At 46.1% G+C, this 19183-nt stretch carries 19 protein-coding genes; 7 read left to right on the top strand and 12 right to left on the bottom strand.

Annotation, left to right across the window (positions count from 1 at the left end; translation table 11 throughout):
• Positions 1–40: 40 nt before the first annotated feature.
• The 4 genes from rplB to rplC form a co-directional block, all read right to left on the bottom strand.
• Positions 41–904 (bottom strand): 50S ribosomal protein L2, encoded by an 864-nt coding sequence (gene rplB, locus Q5691_RS15780; RefSeq protein WP_333045754.1) that lies wholly within the window; start codon positions 902–904, stop codon positions 41–43.
• Positions 905–1079: 175 nt separating this feature from the next.
• Positions 1080–1388, bottom strand: coding sequence for a 50S ribosomal protein L23 (locus Q5691_RS15785; protein ID WP_006634999.1), 309 nt, complete (start codon positions 1386–1388; stop codon positions 1080–1082).
• Positions 1381–2013 carry a 50S ribosomal protein L4 gene (gene rplD / locus Q5691_RS15790; RefSeq protein WP_190657994.1) on the bottom strand — a complete coding sequence of 211 codons (633 nt, stop codon included), beginning with the start codon at positions 2011–2013 and terminating at the stop codon, positions 1381–1383. The genes Q5691_RS15785 and rplD overlap by 8 nt, the downstream gene beginning before the upstream one ends.
• A 190-nt stretch (positions 2014–2203) precedes the next feature.
• Entirely contained in the window at positions 2204–2839 is a 636-nt protein-coding gene (gene rplC, locus Q5691_RS15795) for a 50S ribosomal protein L3 (RefSeq protein ID WP_190657996.1), read from the bottom strand.
• 431 nt (positions 2840–3270) lie between these two features.
• On the opposite strand from rplC, the gene Q5691_RS15800 reads away from it, so the two are divergent.
• From Q5691_RS15800 to Q5691_RS15810, 3 genes are all read left to right on the top strand, one after another.
• Positions 3271–3747 carry an NAD(P)H-quinone oxidoreductase subunit N gene (locus tag Q5691_RS15800; protein ID WP_333345561.1) on the top strand — a complete coding sequence of 159 codons (477 nt, stop codon included), beginning with the start codon at positions 3271–3273 and terminating at the stop codon, positions 3745–3747.
• A 114-nt stretch (positions 3748–3861) separates the two neighbouring features.
• Positions 3862–4467, top strand: coding sequence for a VWA domain-containing protein (locus Q5691_RS15805; RefSeq protein ID WP_333101807.1), 606 nt, complete (start codon positions 3862–3864; stop codon positions 4465–4467).
• 72 nt (positions 4468–4539) lie between these two features.
• Positions 4540–5046 carry a salt stress protein, Slr1339 family gene (locus Q5691_RS15810; protein WP_333212634.1) on the top strand — a complete coding sequence of 169 codons (507 nt, stop codon included), beginning with the start codon at positions 4540–4542 and terminating at the stop codon, positions 5044–5046.
• Between the two features lie 241 nt (positions 5047–5287).
• Here the strand turns inward: Q5691_RS15810 and Q5691_RS15815 are convergent, their stop codons facing one another.
• The 5 genes from Q5691_RS15815 to Q5691_RS15835 all read right to left on the bottom strand — a co-directional run bounded on the left by Q5691_RS15815 (position 5288) and on the right by Q5691_RS15835 (position 12806).
• Positions 5288–5827 carry a dCMP deaminase family protein gene (locus Q5691_RS15815; RefSeq protein ID WP_333212636.1) on the bottom strand — a complete coding sequence of 180 codons (540 nt, stop codon included), beginning with the start codon at positions 5825–5827 and terminating at the stop codon, positions 5288–5290.
• The gene (locus Q5691_RS15820; protein ID WP_333310951.1) at positions 5824–7353 is read right to left on the bottom strand and encodes a thymidylate synthase; all 1530 of its coding nucleotides are present in this window, start codon (positions 7351–7353) and stop codon (positions 5824–5826) included. The genes Q5691_RS15815 and Q5691_RS15820 overlap by 4 nt, the downstream gene beginning before the upstream one ends.
• 98 nt (positions 7354–7451) lie before the next feature.
• Positions 7452–8783 (bottom strand): response regulator, encoded by a 1332-nt coding sequence (locus Q5691_RS15825; protein ID WP_333310953.1) that lies wholly within the window; start codon positions 8781–8783, stop codon positions 7452–7454.
• Entirely contained in the window at positions 8776–11604 is a 2829-nt protein-coding gene (locus Q5691_RS15830) for an ATP-binding protein (RefSeq protein ID WP_333310955.1), read from the bottom strand. Before Q5691_RS15830 ends, Q5691_RS15825 begins: the two co-directional genes overlap by 8 nt.
• A gap of 578 nt (positions 11605–12182) precedes the next feature.
• Complete coding sequence (locus Q5691_RS15835) at positions 12183–12806, bottom strand: Uma2 family endonuclease (RefSeq protein WP_333345563.1); 624 nt, start codon at positions 12804–12806, stop codon at positions 12183–12185.
• 144 nt (positions 12807–12950) lie between these two features.
• Between Q5691_RS15835 and Q5691_RS15840 the strand changes: the two genes are divergently transcribed.
• From Q5691_RS15840 to Q5691_RS15850, 3 genes are all read left to right on the top strand, one after another.
• Complete coding sequence (locus Q5691_RS15840; RefSeq protein ID WP_333212646.1) at positions 12951–13520, top strand: HD domain-containing protein; 570 nt, start codon at positions 12951–12953, stop codon at positions 13518–13520.
• A gap of 50 nt (positions 13521–13570) precedes the next feature.
• The gene (locus tag Q5691_RS15845) at positions 13571–14710 is read left to right on the top strand and encodes an ABC transporter ATP-binding protein (protein ID WP_333212648.1); all 1140 of its coding nucleotides are present in this window, start codon (positions 13571–13573) and stop codon (positions 14708–14710) included.
• A 348-nt stretch (positions 14711–15058) separates the two neighbouring features.
• Positions 15059–15463, top strand: a complete 405-nt coding sequence (locus Q5691_RS15850) for a hypothetical protein (RefSeq protein ID WP_333212650.1) — start codon at positions 15059–15061, stop codon at positions 15461–15463.
• 63 nt (positions 15464–15526) lie between these two features.
• Here Q5691_RS15850 and Q5691_RS15855 read toward each other — a convergent pair whose 3' ends face one another.
• The 3 genes from Q5691_RS15855 to rbfA all read right to left on the bottom strand — a co-directional run bounded on the left by Q5691_RS15855 (position 15527) and on the right by rbfA (position 18346).
• Positions 15527–15760 (bottom strand): DUF4327 family protein, encoded by a 234-nt coding sequence (locus Q5691_RS15855; RefSeq protein ID WP_333057778.1) that lies wholly within the window; start codon positions 15758–15760, stop codon positions 15527–15529.
• Between the two features lie 362 nt (positions 15761–16122).
• Complete coding sequence (locus Q5691_RS15860) at positions 16123–17823, bottom strand: glycoside hydrolase family 3 N-terminal domain-containing protein (protein ID WP_333345566.1); 1701 nt, start codon at positions 17821–17823, stop codon at positions 16123–16125.
• A gap of 85 nt (positions 17824–17908) precedes the next feature.
• Positions 17909–18346 carry a 30S ribosome-binding factor RbfA gene (gene rbfA / locus Q5691_RS15865; RefSeq protein ID WP_333322869.1) on the bottom strand — a complete coding sequence of 146 codons (438 nt, stop codon included), beginning with the start codon at positions 18344–18346 and terminating at the stop codon, positions 17909–17911.
• 538 nt (positions 18347–18884) lie between these two features.
• On the opposite strand from rbfA, the gene sipA reads away from it, so the two are divergent.
• Positions 18885–19124: a regulatory protein SipA gene (sipA, locus tag Q5691_RS15870; protein WP_333202698.1), complete on the top strand. Its 240-nt coding sequence runs from the start codon at positions 18885–18887 to the stop codon at positions 19122–19124.
• Positions 19125–19183: the final 59 nt, after the last annotated feature.

The following is a 19183-nucleotide window of genomic DNA, read 5'->3' on the forward strand; positions in this document are numbered from 1 at the left end:
CTTCCTTCTTCCTTCTTCCTTCTTCCTTCTTCCTTCTTCCTTAACTTTGTCTGCCGCCCTTGCCGCGCTTGGAAGCTTTGCGGCGGCGGCGGACGATTAAAGCGTCGCTGCGCTTGTTTTTGCGTCGAGTTTTTGCACCCAATGCTGGTTTACCCCAAGGAGTGACAGGCCCCGGACGTCCGATGGGAGCTCTGCCTTCGCCACCGCCGTGCGGGTGGTCTACCGGGTTCATGACACTACCGCGAACGGTGGGTCTGCGACCTTTCCAGCGGGTGCGACCTGCTTTACCCAGGCTGATGTTTCTGGCGTCGGTGTTGCCGACTTGACCGATGGTGGCGTAGCAGTCGGCGCGGACTTTGCGCTGTTCGCCGGATGGCAGTTTGAGGGTGACGTAGCTACCTTCTTTTGCCATTAGCTGAGCGCTGGAGCCGGCGGAGCGAACGATTTGTCCGCCTTTTCCGGGTACTAGCTCGACGTTGTGGATGCTGGTACCAAGGGGAATGTTCTTCAGGGGGAGGGCGTTGCCGATCTCGATCGGCGCGTCTGGGCCTGAGACAATTACTGTACCGACGTTTAAGTTGAGCGGGTGCAAGATGTACCGTTTTTCGCCGTCTTTGTAGAACACGAGGGCGATGCGGGCGTTGCGATTGGGGTCATACTCGATCGCCTTGACGGTAGCGGGAATGCTGTGTTTGTCGCGGCGGAAGTCGATGTCTCTATACAGCCGTTTGTGACCGCCTCCCCGGTGGCGACAGGTGATGACGCCTCGGTTGTTGCGGCCTTGTTTGGTGTGCTTATTGCTGGTTAGAGACTTTTCTGGCTCTGATCTGGTAATTTCAGCGAAGTCCGAGACGGTTTGTTCTCGGGTGCTGGAGGTATAAGGTCGGTAAGAACGGATGCCCATAATCGATCTATTTTAGATTTTGGATTTTGGATTTTGGATTTGACGTTTATCGATTTTAGATTTTAGGTTGAAGATTGGCGATCTTTGGTTAACTTACGAGTTTTCTGGTTCGAGAATTTCCACCAGTTAACCGCAATTTAAAATCTAAAATCTAAAATCTAAAATCCAAAATCGTCTAGACTTCTGGGAATAGGAGTTTGCGGATCGAGTCTCCGTCGGTCAGAGTTACGGTTGCTCGCTTGTAACAAGGTTTAAAGCCGACGAATTTGCCAACTCGACGCTTTTTGCGCGGCGGGTTTTGGGTGTTGACGCCGATGACTTTGACCTTAAATAGTTCTTCGATTGCAGCTTTGATTTGAGGCTTGGTCGCTTTGGGGGCTACGTCGAATGTGAATTGATTTAATTCCATCATTCGGGTAGCTTTCTCGGTGAGAATCGGACGCTGGATCAAATCTGCGTAGTCGCGGGGGTCGATTTTACTCACCGTAAATCTCCTGAATTTTAGCTATGGCTGTAGATGTAACGATAATTTTGTCAGCCGCGAGAACGTCGTAAACATTCAGGGAGGTTGCCAAGATGACGTTTACTAATTCGATGTTGCGTCCTGATAAGTAGACGTTTGGTTGCGGTTCTGGCAAGATTAACAGAACTTTTGTATCGGGTTCGATACCCCAGCGGGCGATCGCACTCAACAATTCTTTGCTTTTCGGTCTCGGAAATTGCTCTGCAAATTCTTCAACCACAATGATGTCTTCGGTGCGACTTTGGAATGCTGTCCGCAAAGCGAGACGGCGTTCCTTTTTGTTCATTTTGACTTCAAAGTCTCTCGGTTTTGGTCCGAAGATGACACCGCCGCCCCGCCACAGCGGAGAACGGATCGAACCTGCTCTGGCTCGGCCGGTGCCTTTTTGACGCCAGGGTTTGCGGCCACCGCCTCTGACTTCCGATCGAGTTTTGGTGCAAGCATTTCCTTGACGAGCGTTATTCAGTTGCCGCGTCAATGCTCTGTGAACGATGTGAGACGCATTTTCTTCTTTGGCTACGCGCAGTTCTAAAGTTGTTTCTCCAACTTCTTCGCCTTGCCAATTTCGCACTACACAATTAACCATATCTTTTGTCCTTTGTCTGTTGTTAGTTGTCTGTTGTTAGTTGTCTGTTGTCTGTTGTCTGTCGTCTGTTGTCTGTTCTCAGGTCTTAGTTTTCAGCTCTTAGTTTTCAGCTTTTAGTTCTTAGTTATTGCTTGCTACTAACGGCCAACCACTATCTACTGACTGCTGACTACTGACTAATGACTACTGACTAACGTCCTACTTTTTTCTCAGGCACAACATTGACTAAGGCGCCAGCTTTGCCGGGAACTGCTCCCTTAATTAGCAGCAAATTCTGCTCGGTATCCACCCGGACAATTGTTAGTTTGCGGACGGTGACTTGAACGTTGCCCATACGTCCTGCCATTCTTTTCCCAGGATAAACGCGACCCGGAGTAGTTCCAGGCCCGATCGATCCAGGCTCGCGGTGGTTCTTGGAACCGTGAGACATGGGGCCTCGTTTAAAGTTGTGGCGCTTTTGAAAACCTGCAAAACCTTTACCGATGCTGGTACCGATGACATCTACTATTTGTCCCGGTGTAAAGGTATCTGCTTTTAGTTGTTGACCTAATTCAAAGGAACTGGTGTCTTCCAATCGGTATTCCTGCAAGTGGCGCAATGGATTCGCCCCCGACTTGGCAAGGTGTCCTAGTTCTGGCTTGTTGAGAGCCTTTGGTTTAACTTCGTTGTATCCAACTTGAACGGCACCGTAGCCGTCAGTTTGTTTTGTTTTGATTTGAGTTACTGTACAAGGCCCTGCTTGTATGACGGTGACGGGGATGGCTCTCCCTTGGTCGTCAAACACTTGAGTCATGCCTAGTTTAGTGCCAAGAATGCCTACAGACACGGATTTTCTTCCTTTTATTTACGCAAGAGGTTTCGGATTGCGAAATTTACGTCAATCCGCTTGCTCTTGTGCAGAAACATTTATTTCAGTGTTCCTGCAATTAACTGTTATCAACCAACAGCTTTCCTCGGTGTTTAAAATTTGAGTTTTAAATTTGGGAGCGAGCTTGTGGAAGTCTTGCAAGGGTTGAGATTCGCGGCTTTTTACCGGCTTTATCTCCGAGTTTTGTCTCGGTCTTGCTTGTTTGCGCCAGGACTTGAGCAGCAAACCACTTAGTATCCTTTACGGCGACAATTCACAATAGTACATGAAGTGTTTGCCGTTTGTCAAGGCCACGATGAGAATTTTTCGGCTCAACTTTAGGATTTATAATATTTCCAGCTCGCAAGCAGCGATCGACCAAATTTTGATACAGCAGGAAACACAAATTTATGGGACTGATTACGACGGGATCGGATCTAATTCGGGATTTGGAAAAGTCGGGGTCGCTGGCCCTGTACGTTCCTTTAGAGGGAGGATTTGAGGGGCGCTACCTGCGGCGGCTGAGGGCTGCGGGCTACGGTGCGTACACGATTTCGGCGCGGGGTTTGGGTGATTTGGCGATGTATTTGACCGGGGTTCACGGGGTGCGGCCACCGCATTTGGGCAAAAAAACTACTGGCAATGAATCGGCTGTGGGTTATACGTACTACCTGCCGCCGATGTTGAAAACTCAATTAGACAATTTGCCACCTAAAGCAAAAGGACTGGTGCTGTGGATTATTGAAGGGCAGATTTTGTCGAGTCAGGAGATTGAGTATTTGACTGTTTTGCCGACGTTAGAACCGCGAGTTAAAATAGCAGTTGAGATGGGGGGCGATCGAGCTTTTAGCTGGAAGCCACTCAAAGATGCTTTAGTTGCAGCTTAAATTCCGGTATTTGCGATCGCAAATCAACTAAAAAACGCAGCGAGCAACTAAAGCTCAACAGCTTCTGCTCGCTGGTTTTGATATTTTTGGAACTTAATTAACAGGAAAAATCTTATGCTTCAGAACCGCGATTATACCATCATTATTGACAAAAGCGGCAGTATGTACACAAAAGACCAGATGGGCGGTAAAAGTCGGTGGGCGCTCATGCAAGAATCGACCATCGCATTGGCGAATAAATGCGAAGAACTCGATCCTGATGGCATAACAGTTTATGTGTTTTCCGGTCGCTTCAAGCGCTACGACAACGTAACATCAGCTAAAGTCGTGCAAATTTTCCAAGAAAACGAACCTTCGGGGACTACGAATTTAGCTGCTGTTCTGCAAGACGCCCTGAACAGTTATTTTCAGCGCAAAGCATCCGGTAAGACCAAGCAAAATGGGGAAACATTATTAGTGGTGACGGACGGGGAACCGGACGATCGCAAAGAAGTGATGAAAACGATTATAGAGGCGTCTCGGAAGCTCGATCGAGATGAAGAGTTGGCGATTTCTTTCATTCAAGTAGGAAATGCGCCGGAAGCTACTAAGTTTCTCAAGATATTGGATGACGAACTGCAAAGCGCCGGTGCTAAATTCGATATCGTTGATACTGTCACGATGGATGATATTGAAGGAATGACCCTGACAGAGGTATTGCTGAATGCAATAACTGATTGAGGAGGCGGGCGAAGTTCATGCGATTATATTTGTGCTAGTTGGGCCAGCAGCATTTTTTAGGGGGTTTAAGTTATGGAATCTATCGATCGCCTGTTAGGTGAACTTAAGGCAGAGTATCAAGCATCTCAAAAAAATGCTGAGTTGAAAAGTCAGACACCAGTGCAAGCACAAGCGCCTGTACCACAAGCAGCAGTGCCGTCAAATCAAACATTTAAAACATCAGATATAAATTTGTATGCTAGTCCTTTGGATAAGGATTTAGCTCAAATTAAGGCTGAGTACGAAGCGCAAAATCAAGCTCAGGCAGTCGCTTCACAGCAACCGCTTAAGCCTGAGCACGAAGCACAAAATCAAGCTCAGGAAGTAGCTTCACTGGAACCGCGGCCCGCAGAAAAAGTCGCGGGGCTGCAGTTGGACGTACAAACGCACAGACAGAAAGTTAGGCAAGCTCAGGTTTGGCTGAAAAAGTTGGATAAGAATTCCGATGAGGGATATTGGTTCGATCAGTTTGCTTTTAAGTATTCTTCGAGGATAGATGCGGCGATCGACTATTTGCAAGCGGTGAATGAGTTTGATTGATTGAACTACACGGTATTCACAATTAGTCAGGACGTTTTTTGGTTAATTGTCATCTCTATTTGTTGTAAGGGTATGGCAGTGCTGTGTCTTTGCAAGACGTGCAATAAATATCCTTTGTATCACGCGGTATTTAGGACACAGCAGTGCCGTATCCCTACAAATTGCCAGCACATAAATATCATTTATAGGGACACCGCACAGTTATTTCCTGTGGCTGCGACAACCACGGGGAGGATTGAGCCTATACTAAATTTTTGGCCACCGATGTAGGATGCAACAAAAACAAAGCGGCTTTTTTTGCTGTCTCTTCAGATAACTGAATTTGTTTTAACTCAACAATACCTTCACTGATAAAAGTATCTCTCAAAGCAGCTTTTTCTCCGCTGTTAAAACTCGTTTCGTAAAACACTTCTCTAATTCCAGCGGCAATGACTAATTTCAAACAATAGATGCAGGGTTCTAAAGTGACGTAAATACTAGCCCCAGCAGTAGATATACCGTGTTTAGCAGCTTTAGCGATCGCATTTGCTTCCGCGTGAACCGCCCTTGAGGGCAAAGTTTTGCTGGCGTCGCAACTACTCAAACCAGGATAGCAGAAGCCTTGAGTTGTACAGTGTGCCGAACCTGACGGCGAACCGTTGTAACCGGTTGCTAAAACTTGCCTGTTTTTAGTTATCACCGCGCCTACAGGAAAAGCCAGACAAGTCGATCGAGTAGCAGCCAATTTTGCTAACATTAAGAAGTATTCGTCCCAAGTCGGTCTTTCTTCTTCTAGATTCATTTTCTATCCTGAATGTATTGGTTGCTGGTTTTCAGACACTCGGCCGCCTTTTGCAATTCTATTCCCAAATAACCAATATGATCGGGTTGGATGGCAGGGGAAGCCGCACAAATTTCTCGCACTAACTTGAGAGGGTTTTTTCCAGAATAACAGGTGACAACTTCGCCGCTGCCGGGGGTGGTTTGCGTGACAACTATTTGATTGTCGGCTACTTCAACTAAAAAATTGCCCGCTGCATCGAAAAAGTCTCGATCTTCGCAGATTTTAGCATATTGGGTTTGAATTAGTCGATCGGCATTTTCAAAGGTATCGTCATACAAGTGAGCAGATTGACTCAACGTTACCAACGGGCCCATTGTCAAATTATAATCGGAACGCCTCGCAATTTCATCTCGAATATGCTGCTGCAAAGCCCGCAAACCCATTGCATTGGCCGGCCAAGCCGCAAACATATCATTACTACGGAGAGTTGCCGTTAGCGATATTTCACTGTCTACAACTCGCACCCAAATGTGATTTAAACAAGGACTGCCGCTGTGCTGGTGGTCGGAGGAACCGTCACGTCTTCTGTTAATATTTCCGCCCGCATCCCACAAACTAATTACAGCACTGGCTGCGTCAATTTCTTTAATTAGTTTGGTAATAACTTCTTCAATTTGATCGCGTCCAAACCACGACCGCATCCGCTGGGCGTAGGTATATTTAATGCCTTCGTTATATGGGGCATCTTCGAGCATTTGCGGTTTGTACTGTTCGAGGAAATCGCGGTCTATTGGTAAGTAATTGGGTTCAGGAAAATAGAACTCCGCAGGTTCATCTGTAATGACTGCCATTAAGTCGATTAATTCTTGCCACTGTCCGTCATAACCAGTCGGCCGCAGGGTGCCGGTGGTCTTAATTCGGTGGATAATTTTTACCCAAGTTTCGGCGATAGTTTTGCCTTCGATTCTATGTCCGTATTTCTGACCGGGGAGTACAGTCGGGACGATTTCGACTAACGGAAAAGTTACGGTTTCTCCCCAAGGTTCAACAGATTCTTTTTGGGCAAAAGACTTGACAAAAGTCACAGTTTCTGCTATGGTTTTTGCTTCTATCCATTCTATTTTATGACGCAATAGTTCTAAGGCTTCTGCTGCTATTTCAATATCAATGTAGCCAAATATTGAAGATTTAATTAGCCAGCAATCTCTACCAGTATCGCTTTTTCCCGCTTCAAAGCCGTTGCGAAAAAAGTCGAGTAAGCAGGCTGCCGCACCCGAATTGCGGTCTTCTTTGGTAGCGTTGAGAATTACTAAAAAGCGGACGTGGGGATTGCACAGCAAGTTTCTAATTAAGAAGTTGATGCCACGAGTAGGAGAGTATAGTTGTCCGATCGCAGCATATTCTTGAGGTTGTAAATGTTTGCCGATCGCACTTTTTACTGTCCAGCCGCTGACAATGGCTGTTTGCCCCGTTCCGCAAATTAACTGATTGGGTTTGTATAGGGGTTTGTACTCAAATTTATTGACGAGATTTGTGGCTGTCATGGTTTACCGTTTTTTGCACCGCGTACTACTATATCAATAGTTTGGATGGTTTGAAGGGGCGCTATCAATCATTTTTATGGCACCGCTGCAACGATTTGTTATGCTGCGTCAACGCAAATCTTTGCCTGAATGTCTTTTACAGCGATCGCCCTCACCGGAATTGAAATCACAAACTCTGTACCTTGACCTAAAGTTGAGTTAACTTCTAGAGTTCCAGAGTGTTTCTCAACTACGATTTGACGAGCGATCGCCAATCCCAGCCCTGTTCCTTGCCCCACGCCTTTGGTGGTGAACAGATGCTCAAAGATTTTTGGCTTCACTGCATCCGTAATGCCAATCCCATTATCCTGAATTCGGATCACTGCCTGAGATTCCGACAATTGGGTTTTGACAGTAATCTGGTTGGGGTTGGCTTTGATCTGAGCAAAACTGCGTCCTTTATTTGATTCCTCTAGGGCATCGATCGCATTTGCCAGCACATTCATAAATACCTGATTTAACTGTCCGGCAAAGCATTCTACCGGTGGCAGATCGCCATAGTCTGTGATGACTGCAATTTCCGGGCGACATTCGTTGGCTTTGAGGCGATGCTTGAGAATCAAGATTGTGCTGTCAATGCCGTCGTGGATGTTGTAATGAATGGGGCGATCGCAATCAGAACGCGAGAAGTTTCTTAAACTGGTGCTGATTGTGTGAATGCGCTCGACTCCTTCTTGCATCGAATCGATTAACTTGGGTAAATCCTCTTGTAAATATTCCAAATCTATTTCCTCCACGAATTCCTGTAGTGAGGCACTTGGATAAGGGAGTTCTTTTTGGTATAAATCAATTAGTTGAAAGAGGTCTTTAATATAGTCCTGAGCGGGTTTCAGATTGCCAGCAATAAAGCAAAGCGGGTTATTAATTTCGTGCGCGACACCCGCGACTAAATTTCCCAAAGCAGACATCTTTTCGGTGTGGACTAAATGAAGCTGAGACTGTTGCAGTTGTGTGAGTGCTGCTTCTAAATCAGCCGTTTGCTCAGCTACACGCTGTTCGAGATTTTTAGTTAACTGTCGTAGCTGCAAATGAGTTTTTACCCGTGCTAGCACCTCCTGTTCTTGAAAGGGTTTGGTGATGTAGTCCACAGCACCCAGGACAAATCCTTTCACCTTACTGTCGGCATCGGAGAGAGCGGTCATAAAAATGATCGGAATACTGGCTGTTTTCGGATCTGCCTTCAGACGTTTACAGGTTTCAAAGCCGTCAATTCCTGGCATTTGAACGTCGAGCAAGATCAGATCGGGAGGATAAGCTTGGACTCGCTTAAGAGCGCGATCGCCATTGATTGCGGTTGCTACTTCGTACCCCGCATCACTTAAAGTTTCACAAACTACTTCTAAGTTTGCAGGGGTATCATCCACCACCAGAATTAATTCAGGACTAGACATCGGCTTTCTTCTCTGTGAGATGTTGTTGTAGCAACTCTTCAATCTCTTCGGCTTTAAATTGCTTGGCCAACTGAAGAATTTCTGAGGCAAAATTAGCGTAGCGAGGGTGAGATTGAGCAATATGCTCTGTGTGCGATCGTAGCCGTTTTAAGTTGCCTTGTTGCGCCAATTCTAGTAACTTTTTTAAGTCTACCGCAGAAGGAATAATCATCCCTTCTGGGTTCTCTAATGCAGTGGTTGGAGTGGATGGTTCAGACTCGTTGGAGCCTGTCATTTCATATTTCCATTTTAATTCCAAATGAGTGGCTAAGAGGTTAAATAATTCACTGACTTCCACTGGCTTTGCCAGGAAATCATTTCCCCCTGCATCTAAACTCATCTGTTGATAGGCTTGTGCAACTGATGCAGAAGAGACAATGATCTTAGGGTGGGGCAAATCCTTTACACTGCGAATTTGTTTGAGCAGCTCAAAGCCGTCCATGACTGGCATTGCTAAGTCTGTAATCACTAAGTCCGGTTGAGACTGTCGTATTTTTTCCAATCCTGCTTGTCCATTTTCGGCCTCACTAACTTGGAATCCTAGTGGCTCTAACAAGTTGACGAGAACGGCTCGGTTCTCCCAACGATCGTCTACTACAAGTATGCTGCGTTGTTGTCCTTCGTAACCAATAATTTGTTTTCCTGTTGTGAAGGAGTTTTGCTGTACCCAATCGGTGGCGATCGCCAGTTCCACCTCAAAAAAGAACTCACTGCCGACTCCGGGTTGGCTATTAACTTGGATTTTTCCGTTCATGAGTTGGACAATCCTTTGGCTGATCGCGAGTCCTAAACCCGTTCCCTCGGCTTGGCGCTGGCGATCGCCCACTTGTTCAAAAGCCTGGAAAATTTTCTCCAAATGATCGGGCGCAATTCCTACACCCGTATCCTGAACTTGAAATTTGAAAGAGCGAGTGGATGGATTGAGAGGGTTCTCAACTACAGCAACCTTCAGCGTGACAGAACCTTTGTCGGTGAATTTAATTGCATTTCCCACCAAGTTGAGTAACACCTGACGTAGCCGTTTTTCATCGGCAAAAATCCCTTCAGGCAAATGTGGATCGGGATCGTAAACGAAGTCAATGTTTTTTTGGTCGGCACGAATGCGGCAGATTTCAGCGACACCTTGGATGAATGAGGGAAAGTGAATCGCTTGAGGTGCGAGTTCTAATTTACCGGCTTCAATTTTGGACAAGTCCAACACATCGTTAATCAGCGTCAGCAAATGAGAACCACACTGGTGAATGATTTCTACCCCATGACGTTCTTTCGCTGGCAATGCGCTGCTGCGGTTGAGGATTTGAGCATAGCCCAAAATACCGTTGAGGGGAGTGCGGAGTTCGTGGCTCATGTTGGCAAGAAATTCGCTTTTTGCTTGGTTTGCGCCATCGGCTACAAGTTTTGCTTCTTTCAGTTCTGCGGTGCGTTCCTCGACACGGCTTTCCAGTTCGATAAAGGAGGTTTTGAGTTGACCCGCCATCTGATTAAAGGAATCTGCCAGCGATTCTAATTCACTAATACCTTGCACCTGAAGTGTTTGATCCAACTGTCCCGAACTAATCGCCTGACTGGCTTTTTGTAGCTGCAAAATCGGTTTGATAATCCAACGCGAAGTAAAAAGACCCAGTATAGTCGTCACTACCAAAGCCCCTAGACACAGCAAAATTGTAGTACGAGTATTGGCATTGATTTGTGCCATGAAATCTGATTCAGGCACCACAACAACGCTGAACCAATCGATACCTCGTTCGTCTCGAATGGCGGAAACCTGCACGAACTGCCGTTGGTTTGCCAGCATAAAATCAAGCTGTTGACTCTGTGCAATAGCGTTGAAGTTGCCAAATCGATCGAGGATAGCTTGCGCTGTGGCACGAATTACAGAACTTTCAGACTTGACGGCAGGAATTTGTTGCAACTCCTCTTTTTTAAGATCGATAATGTAAGGCTGTTTGATCGTTGAACTGGCAATCTGATTGCCTGCTCGATCGACGATAAACGTTTGTCCCGTTTGACCCACCTTCAACTCGCTCAGAAAACGATGAATCTTGTCGAGTCGAAAGGTGCTTTTTTCCACCCCTAGTAACGTTCCATAGCGATTGTAAATCGGCTGGGATAGAGCCAGCGTAGCCGATTTATACGAACTGCTGACGTAGGGCACAGATGTCCAGGCTGGTTTTCCAGCTTGCTGTACAACTTGATACCAAGGTCGAGTCCGAGGGTCAAACTCTGCCTGAGTTTTGAGCAATGCGACCCGTTGACCTTGATTATCAAGTTTGTAGAATCGGCGTTGAGGTAGACGCGCTTTGTCACTGAGGCGAGAAACGATGCCGTCATTGATTGTTGTATCTAGGGCAATACTCGTGCCATCCTCTAAACCAATTTGCACGTCTTCGAGGGTATTTTGGCTGACTAACCGCCACAAAGTTCGTTCCAGTTTGGTGAAATCTGTTAAATCAAGCTGACCCTCTTGGGCCGCAACTACGATCACTTGTCCGGCAATATAAGGTTTTTCTAAATAGTTTAGAACTTGCAGGTTGAGGCGATAGCTCATCTCTTGTCGTAACTGACTGGCAACATCATTGACTGCCTTCTGTCCATTCCGCAGGGAAATATATCCCGTTAGTCCAACTGCTACGAAGATTTGTAGTACAAACGGGACTATCAAGAGCGATCGCAGGGAAAGTTTGCGCTTAAGTTTAAATAGATTCAGGGATGAGTTTGGCAGAGACATGGTAGTAGCTTCTCTATAAAATAGACTTTGAGGAATTGCTAGCTTGATATTCAATCCACCTTGGTAAAGCTTTCAAGGCGCTTAAATTCCTGGCTAGACACCGACGCTAACAATTAATGTCGTACCTCCAACCAGCAGTCCCATTAGCAAGTTGCCAGTGGTTTTCTCTTTCTGACGCAAGTGCAACAATCGCTGAGTTGGTTGATGTGCCGTTGGTTGGTGGAGTTGCCCGGAGGTTGTGATCAGCGGGCGATCTGTTGGCCGAGGGTTTTTTTTAGTAAATCGGGCGATCGTTCTGGCTCAAATTTAAAGGCGATCGCACGCACTCCACCAACAATCTCTCAACCCAATTCCCATCGAAGACTACCGTTTACAGAAAATCCCAAAGAAAGCCCTGGGCTTTTAGTCGTGGGATGAATCTGCTTACCCTTTATTTATGGTCAGCCCTTTTCAGTCTATGCCGCAGTCCCCTAATCAGATGTTAATTGTATCAATACTTCAAAGTTACCTGTAGGTCGATCTTAAACTCGATTTGATCCTTCCCACATTCTCATTAAACCCAGTCTTAAGCTAAAGTTTCTCACCGTGACTTTCTCTTTTTAGGATTTTAATAAATTAGTTTAACAAATTCCTCAAGCCAACAATTCACTTACGGCTACGCTAAAACCTGCAAGCACACTTTGAGTGTTAACAACTTCATCGGCATTAAACAACCGCCAGCTTTGCCCCCCATTGACAAATATTAATCTAGCTTCAGGAAACAACAACCAAACTTCTAAACATCCCGATTCCAAATATTCTTGAGCTTTTGCGAATAACTCTTCGCCGCTATCTTCCGGGGAAGTAACTTCCGCTATCAAAGGAAAACTTTGGGAAAATGCTGTAAAATTGCCTGATTCTGGCAGCAGTTCAGGAGTAATGTAAGCAACATCGGGACGGCGACCCTGCTTGCTAGTCCGGCAAAGGACTTCTGTAAGAACTTCTCCTCCCTGTCCGCTGGAATTTTTGTAATTTCTCCAGGATGTAGATAATTTAGATTGAGCGAGACCATGCTTGAATGTCATTCCTGTTTTCTCCACTAAGTTGCCGTCAACCCATTCCATTCTATCAGCAGGTCTGACTAAAAAATCTTCAAGAGATATGACTTTTTTTGGCTCAGATTTTGGCGGAATTTCTGCTATATTTTCTGATTTTTGCGGTAATTCTGGCTCTGAGTTTTGGTCGGCATTTTTGGGTATAATTATAGTAGCTGTCATGCTCGCAACCTCTGTTTAACGATTATAAGTTTACAAGCGATCGCTCTCGATCGCATTCGATGACATGATTGAACGTGGTAGATTTTGTCTTTTCCACTTAGCCCGACAATTTATATATCATAGCAATTCAGAAAGGTGACTTTCATGATTCTCTCAAACCGTTTTTCTGAAGCCCTCACCTATGCCGCCGAATTGCACGCTACCCAAGTTCGCAAAGGTTCCGGCGTTCCCTACATTGCCCATTTGTTGGGCACTGCTAGTATAGCTTTAGAATATGGGGCAAATGAAGATGAGGCGATCGCAGCTTTGCTTCACGATGCGATCGAAGATCAAGGCGGCGCCACCACCCGCGAAGCCATCCGCCGCCGCTTTGGGGATAGCGTCACAGCAATTGTAGACGGGTGTACCGACAGTGAGGAGACGCCGAAACCCCCTTGGCGACAGCGAAAACAAGCTTATATCGATCGCATTTCTACAGCTTCTGCCTCGGTCAGATTAGTCTCGGCTGCTGATAAACTTTATAATGCTCGATCTATCCTGAAAGATTCCCGTCAATTAGGAGATACTGTTTGGGAACGCTTCAAAGGTGGCAAAGACGGTTCTCTCTGGTATTATCGTTCTTTAGTAGAAGCATTCCGCCAAGCTGAGTTAACGCCTATAGTTGAAGAATTAGACCGCACAATTTTAGAATTAGAACAGTTTTCTGAACCCTGAAGGCTGAAGGTAAAAAGCACTAATTATCAATTACCAATTACAATTAAAAAATGGCAAATGTTCGCTTAGAAAATATTACCCGACGCTACCAAAACGTCACCGCGATCGAAAACATCAGCTTCAAAATCCCGGACGGGGAATTTTGGGTATTAGTCGGGCCCTCCGGCTGCGGGAAATCGACAATTATGCGGACAATTGCAGGTTTAGAAACCGCCACTTCCGGCAATCTTTACATCGGAGATAATTTAGTTAACAACATTCCGGCGAGACAGCGGGATGTAGCAATGGTGTTTCAAAATTACGCGCTTTACCCGCACATGACTGTCGCAGAAAACTTGGCATTTGGATTGCGGATGCGGAATGTGGACCCGACTAAAATTCAAGAACGAGTCGAAACAGTAGCCCGATCGCTCTCGATCGACCACCTTCTCAAGCGTAAGCCCAAACAGCTATCAGGCGGACAGCAGCAGCGGGTAGCACTGGGAAGGGCGATCGCCCGCGAACCGAAAGTGTTTCTTTTAGATGAACCGCTTTCTAACCTCGACGCTCAACTGCGAGATGACACTAGAGCCGAGCTCAAACAACTGCATCAACGGCTGGGAATTACCACAATTTACGTCACCCACGACCAAGTGGAAGCGATGACTTTAGCTGATAAGATTGTAGTCTTAAATGGGGGAAAGATTCAACAAATTGGAGACCCGCAAAGCATTTACGCCAAACCAGCTAACCGCATGGTGGCCACCTTTTTAGGCAATCCCGCCATGAACATTTTGCCGGCTATTTATACTAACGAATCCTTTCAAATAGGAGATCAATCTTTAGTCTGTCCGCCCTCGATTCAGAAAAAATTGCAGGCGAGAGAAGGACAAGGATTTGATTTGGGCATCCGTCCAGAAAATATAGAAATCTTTACGCCACAAACAGTAGAAGATGATGATGATGATTTGAAAACCGATGTTTGGGCTTTAGAAAAAGTCCCTCTTGATGTAGAGGTAAAAGTAGTGGAACCTCTGGGGCGAGAAACTTTAATTCGGGCGAGTTTGCCTTTGCTGAGCGCTGAAACTACTGTACAGTTACAAATACCTGCGAGTGTTCGCTTGCGATCGGGCGATCGGCTGACAGTACAGCTTGACTTCGATCGACTATTTATATTTGACCCCTCCACCGGTGAGGCGCTGTATCCTTAACGGGCTTGAACAGGACTGACGCACGGAGGCCCAGCAACCAGGTTTTTTTAGTCGCAGTGCGTAAGTCCTGTTTAATCTAAAATCTAAAATCTAAAATCTAAAATCAGTGGGAAAGTCTCGATTCGTAGTTACAAAAGTTTACACTTGACATTTATTAATTTACGCAGTAATGATACGATTAGTATTGGCACAATGGTAAAACGTCCCCCCAAAAGCTGATATTTCCTGAATCGGGGCGATCACGACCCACAACGCCAGCATCTTCGCGCTAAGAAGCGGCTTTACGCCCCGACTTGGGAGCAACTAGCGAACTAAAAACTCAGAAAAACGTTCTAGCGGCATTTTTAGATGAATCCCGACAACCTGCCTCAAATGCTGCAAACAGGATTTCACCTAACTTTAGGTGCAACTTCCTTTTTAATTGAGACATTGCAAGATCCTCTGAAGCGAGAAGAAAATCTTGACAAACTGAAGTCAGATTTTGGCCAGCTAGCCGATGAGCTGCTCGAAAAAGGAGAAATGACAGAGCGAGAAGCCCGGAATTTTGTAGATACTATTTTCTCTCAACCGGGCGATCGGGAGAATGCAGACAATGAATCTGTCTCGCCCAAGCAATCAGATGCAGCGACTGATGCTCCTCCCGATTCGGTTGTACAGCCTAACGTAAAGCTAGAGATTCAAGAATTAACTGCACATATGGCAGCGCTGAGGGCCGAGTTGGAAAATTTGCGCGCCGAAAATTCCCAGTACTAAAGAATCAAGAATCTTTAACACAGCCGGAGTTTACTTGCCAACTTAATTTAAGAGAACCAAAATTTAGTCATTGTCCCATTTTTCAGAACCTATCAGGTCGGCAATGCGATCGCGCAGCAAGAAGTCGCATTTTTCTAATTCGCACTCTACACAAGCCCATTCCCGGGGCGGAATGAATTGGCAAAGCGTGTATATAGGCTGTTGGCGGCTCAGTACGCCCTCGTGGACGAGGTGACGCGCTTCATCTTGGATGACATCTAAAGAGTATTGGATTTGGGGAATAGTGGAGTGAATCATAATGCGCCCTCAATGTTTTACTAAAAAGTTTTATGGCCCTGGTAATAATATAGTCCAAACTTACGAATATGGAAGTTAAATTTTGTCCGTATCCAGCTATACAATTCACTGCCGTAAATAAAAATAAATTATACGAATCATCAGTAAGTGATGAGATCAGTCTTAGGATATTGATAAACAGCACATTTTCCTGACTAGGAAGCGGATCTGCTGGAAAGTTCAATTCAGAACTTAGGAACCCGCATCGGATTCCCGGTTTCTCGATGCTTTGCCACCAAAGGCAACATTTCTTGCGAGAAACCGGGTTGATGAATTTAAGTCCTGACGGAAACAACAAAGGGAAGATTTAGGAGTCCGGCAACTCAAGCACTACCAGTCCCGTCAATGCCGAATAGCACTTCTAGAACGAGAGATTGCGCGGCCGACATTTGCCCATAACAAAATACATAAGGAATACTCGGAGGCAAGTGTGGCAAAAATTGCTCTAAAACGTAGGGACTGCCGTAAATTAACACAGCTTGCAGTTCTCCAGTTTTTAATAATTTCTTAAACCAATCTTGAGCTGCTTCGGTCAAACCAGCACTGCCTCGGAAGCAATTGCCGCGAATGAAAATTTGCAGCAGTGTCGGATAAAAATGCTCTGCACCTGTATTATCAGCGATCGCCCCTGTGCGATCGTCAATCAGTTGCAATTCGTAACCAAACTGTTCGGGAAGGGCGATCGCCGGAGTGTGGTTGCCCAAAAACTCGCACCCCAAAACATCATCTACAACAATCAAATTCCGCAAAACCTGGTTTTCTGCGGGTTTTGCAACCTGCAAAGGTAGATTGCCGCCAAATTTCAAAGAATCTCGCAAAATATCGGCAGCAGTTGCCCTTGCCTGTGGGTTTGCCAGCAAACTTAAGTCGATCGACTCTAGGGATTGTAAATTCTTGCTCCCCCCCTTGCTAAGGGGGGGTTGGGGGGGGTCAGAAATCGATTCTAGATTCTTGCTCCCCCCCTTGCTAAGGGGGGGTTGGGGGGGGTCAGAAATCAACATACCCACCTTTATTTTCGCTTTCCAAATGCGCTTGACAGATTCCTTAATTTGTGATAGTGAAATCCGCCCTTGAGTGACAGCTTCGCAGACCGCGAGAATCGCCGCTTCCGGGTCAAGCGGCATCAGCAAAACATCAGCACCAGCCTCAGCAGCCAAAACAGCAGCTTCATTAGCGCCGTACTTATTGGCGATCGCACCCATCACCAAAGCATCCGTCACAATTAAACCTTCAAATCCCAACTCTTCTCGCAGCTTCCCGATCAAAATCTTGTGAGAAAGAGTAGCAGGAAACTCCGCATCCCAAGCCGGAATCAGCAAGTGAGCACTCATCACAGCATCGACCCCAGCAGCCATCGCCTCGACAAAAGGAGGCAATTCAACCTGGGCCAATCTCGCTGGGGAATGTGGCAAAACCGGCAATTCCAAGTGAGAATCAACCGCCGTGTCGCCGTGACCGGGAAAATGCTTAGCTGTAGTCAAAACCGGGTGTTCACCTGCACCTCGAATAAAAGCAGCGGCTAATTTCCCGACAATTTCCGGTGTTTCTCCAAAAGCGCGGACGTTAATCACAGGATTGTCGGGATTGTTGTTAACATCCACCACTGGTGCGAGAATCCAATTTAGACCGATCGCCCTAGCTTCGATCGCAGTGACAGCGCCCATTTGTTCAGCATATCGATCGGCTTTACCTGCATCGTGCCGCGCAATTTCAGCAATTGCCATCGGCGGCCCGAACCAAGTCGCCCCTGCGAACCGCTGGCCGACACCTTCTTCAATATCAGCAGCCAGCAGTAGCGGAAACTTAGCCCAAGACTGCAATTGGTGCGATCGAACTGCCAACTCCGCAGCACTTCCCCCGACCAAAATCACCCCGCCGACGCCCAACTTTTCCAGATAATAGCGGAGTTTGCTAGCAGTTGGTTCCCATTCGGGATAGCGAATTTGGTGGTCGAACAAGCAGCCAGAAGCGCGCACCACGAACATCTGGGCCACCAGTTCGGGTAAGGAAAGATTGTCAATCATGGGAAATTAGGAATTGTTTGTTGACTGTTGACTGTTGACTGTTGACTGTTGACTGTTGACTTTGGGTTGTTGACTACCTTCAGACCTAATCCTCGTCTGCTTCTAAATCATCATCATCATCATTTTCATTGCCATCGGCCAATTCTTCGTCATCAAACATACCTGGTTTGCGATCGGCAGAAAGCTGATTCAGCAGTATCAACATTTTATCGCCCCGTTCCAAAGAACGGTCTTCCAGAAAAATCACCTCCGGCGTCCGGCGCAGTTGCAATCGTTGGCCCAACTGGTTGCGGACGTAGCTAGTAGCAGATTTCAACCCTTCCATAGTTTCAGCCTTCGCCTCATCAGTACCGTAGATGCTGACAAAAATTTTTGTATGCTGAAGGTCTCCAGAAACAATTACGTCGGTAACGCTAACCATACCGGCACCTACCCGGTCGTCCTTGATTCCATTCAGCAACATCAGGCTGACTTCCCGTTTAATCATTGAAGCTACACGCTCAATGCGACGACTTGTAGCCATAACACCTACTCCTCTACTTTCCTAATCAGCCATTTTCATCCCGATTGACAATTGTAGCGCGATCGGTCAGGCGTGTTACGGGCGATCGTCCGAGTTAGGGGTGAGAGACAGCTTAGAGGAAAAAAATGTTTAATTGCCATAGGCGAATATATAGCTAATATAGAGATGTAGAGTGAGAGACAGCTTAGAGGAAAAAAATGTTTGATTGGATTGTCAAAACCGTAGCCGATGCTTCAGGGGTAACTAACCAGCTAAGGATAGCGGAATGGGCCAGATTGAACAGGACTAACCCTTTCGATATGGGAGCCAAAAACTACCAACGATGTATTCATGACTTAGGGTTAGGGGGAAAATATCATGAACTTGAATATAACGAAGATGGAAGCCTAAAATATCAATAATTTAGCCGTAATTCCCTTGATAATGATCCATGATTTCCCATTTTATTATCCATCCCTAATCAATCTATCTATCAATTAAACAGAAACATTTCTTGTTGAAATTCCTTTATCGCTGTGTTTTTTTAGGAAATAAAATCATGGAAAAAGAATTTACCATCGGTCAAAAAGTCAGAGTTGTGGCGATGCCGCCTTACGTCAAAACTGCCGAACCGATGCCGATGCTGCGGCCTGCGAATTTAATTGCGATCGGCGCTGAAGGCATTGTGATCGATCGCCGTCCCGGCAATTATTGGGGAATTCGCTTTGAAAAAGGTGCTTTTCTGTTAGACAGTCAGTACATTGAAGCAGCGGAAACAATTGTAGAAGGTAATGGGTAATGGAAAAAGGGGGAATGGGGAATTGAGATCACCACTTAACATCTCCCTTTTCCTTGTTC

The sequence above is a fragment of the Microcoleus sp. w1-18aA5 genome (genome assembly GCF_036701705.1).
Classification (GTDB): domain Bacteria; phylum Cyanobacteriota; class Cyanobacteriia; order Cyanobacteriales; family Microcoleaceae; genus Microcoleus.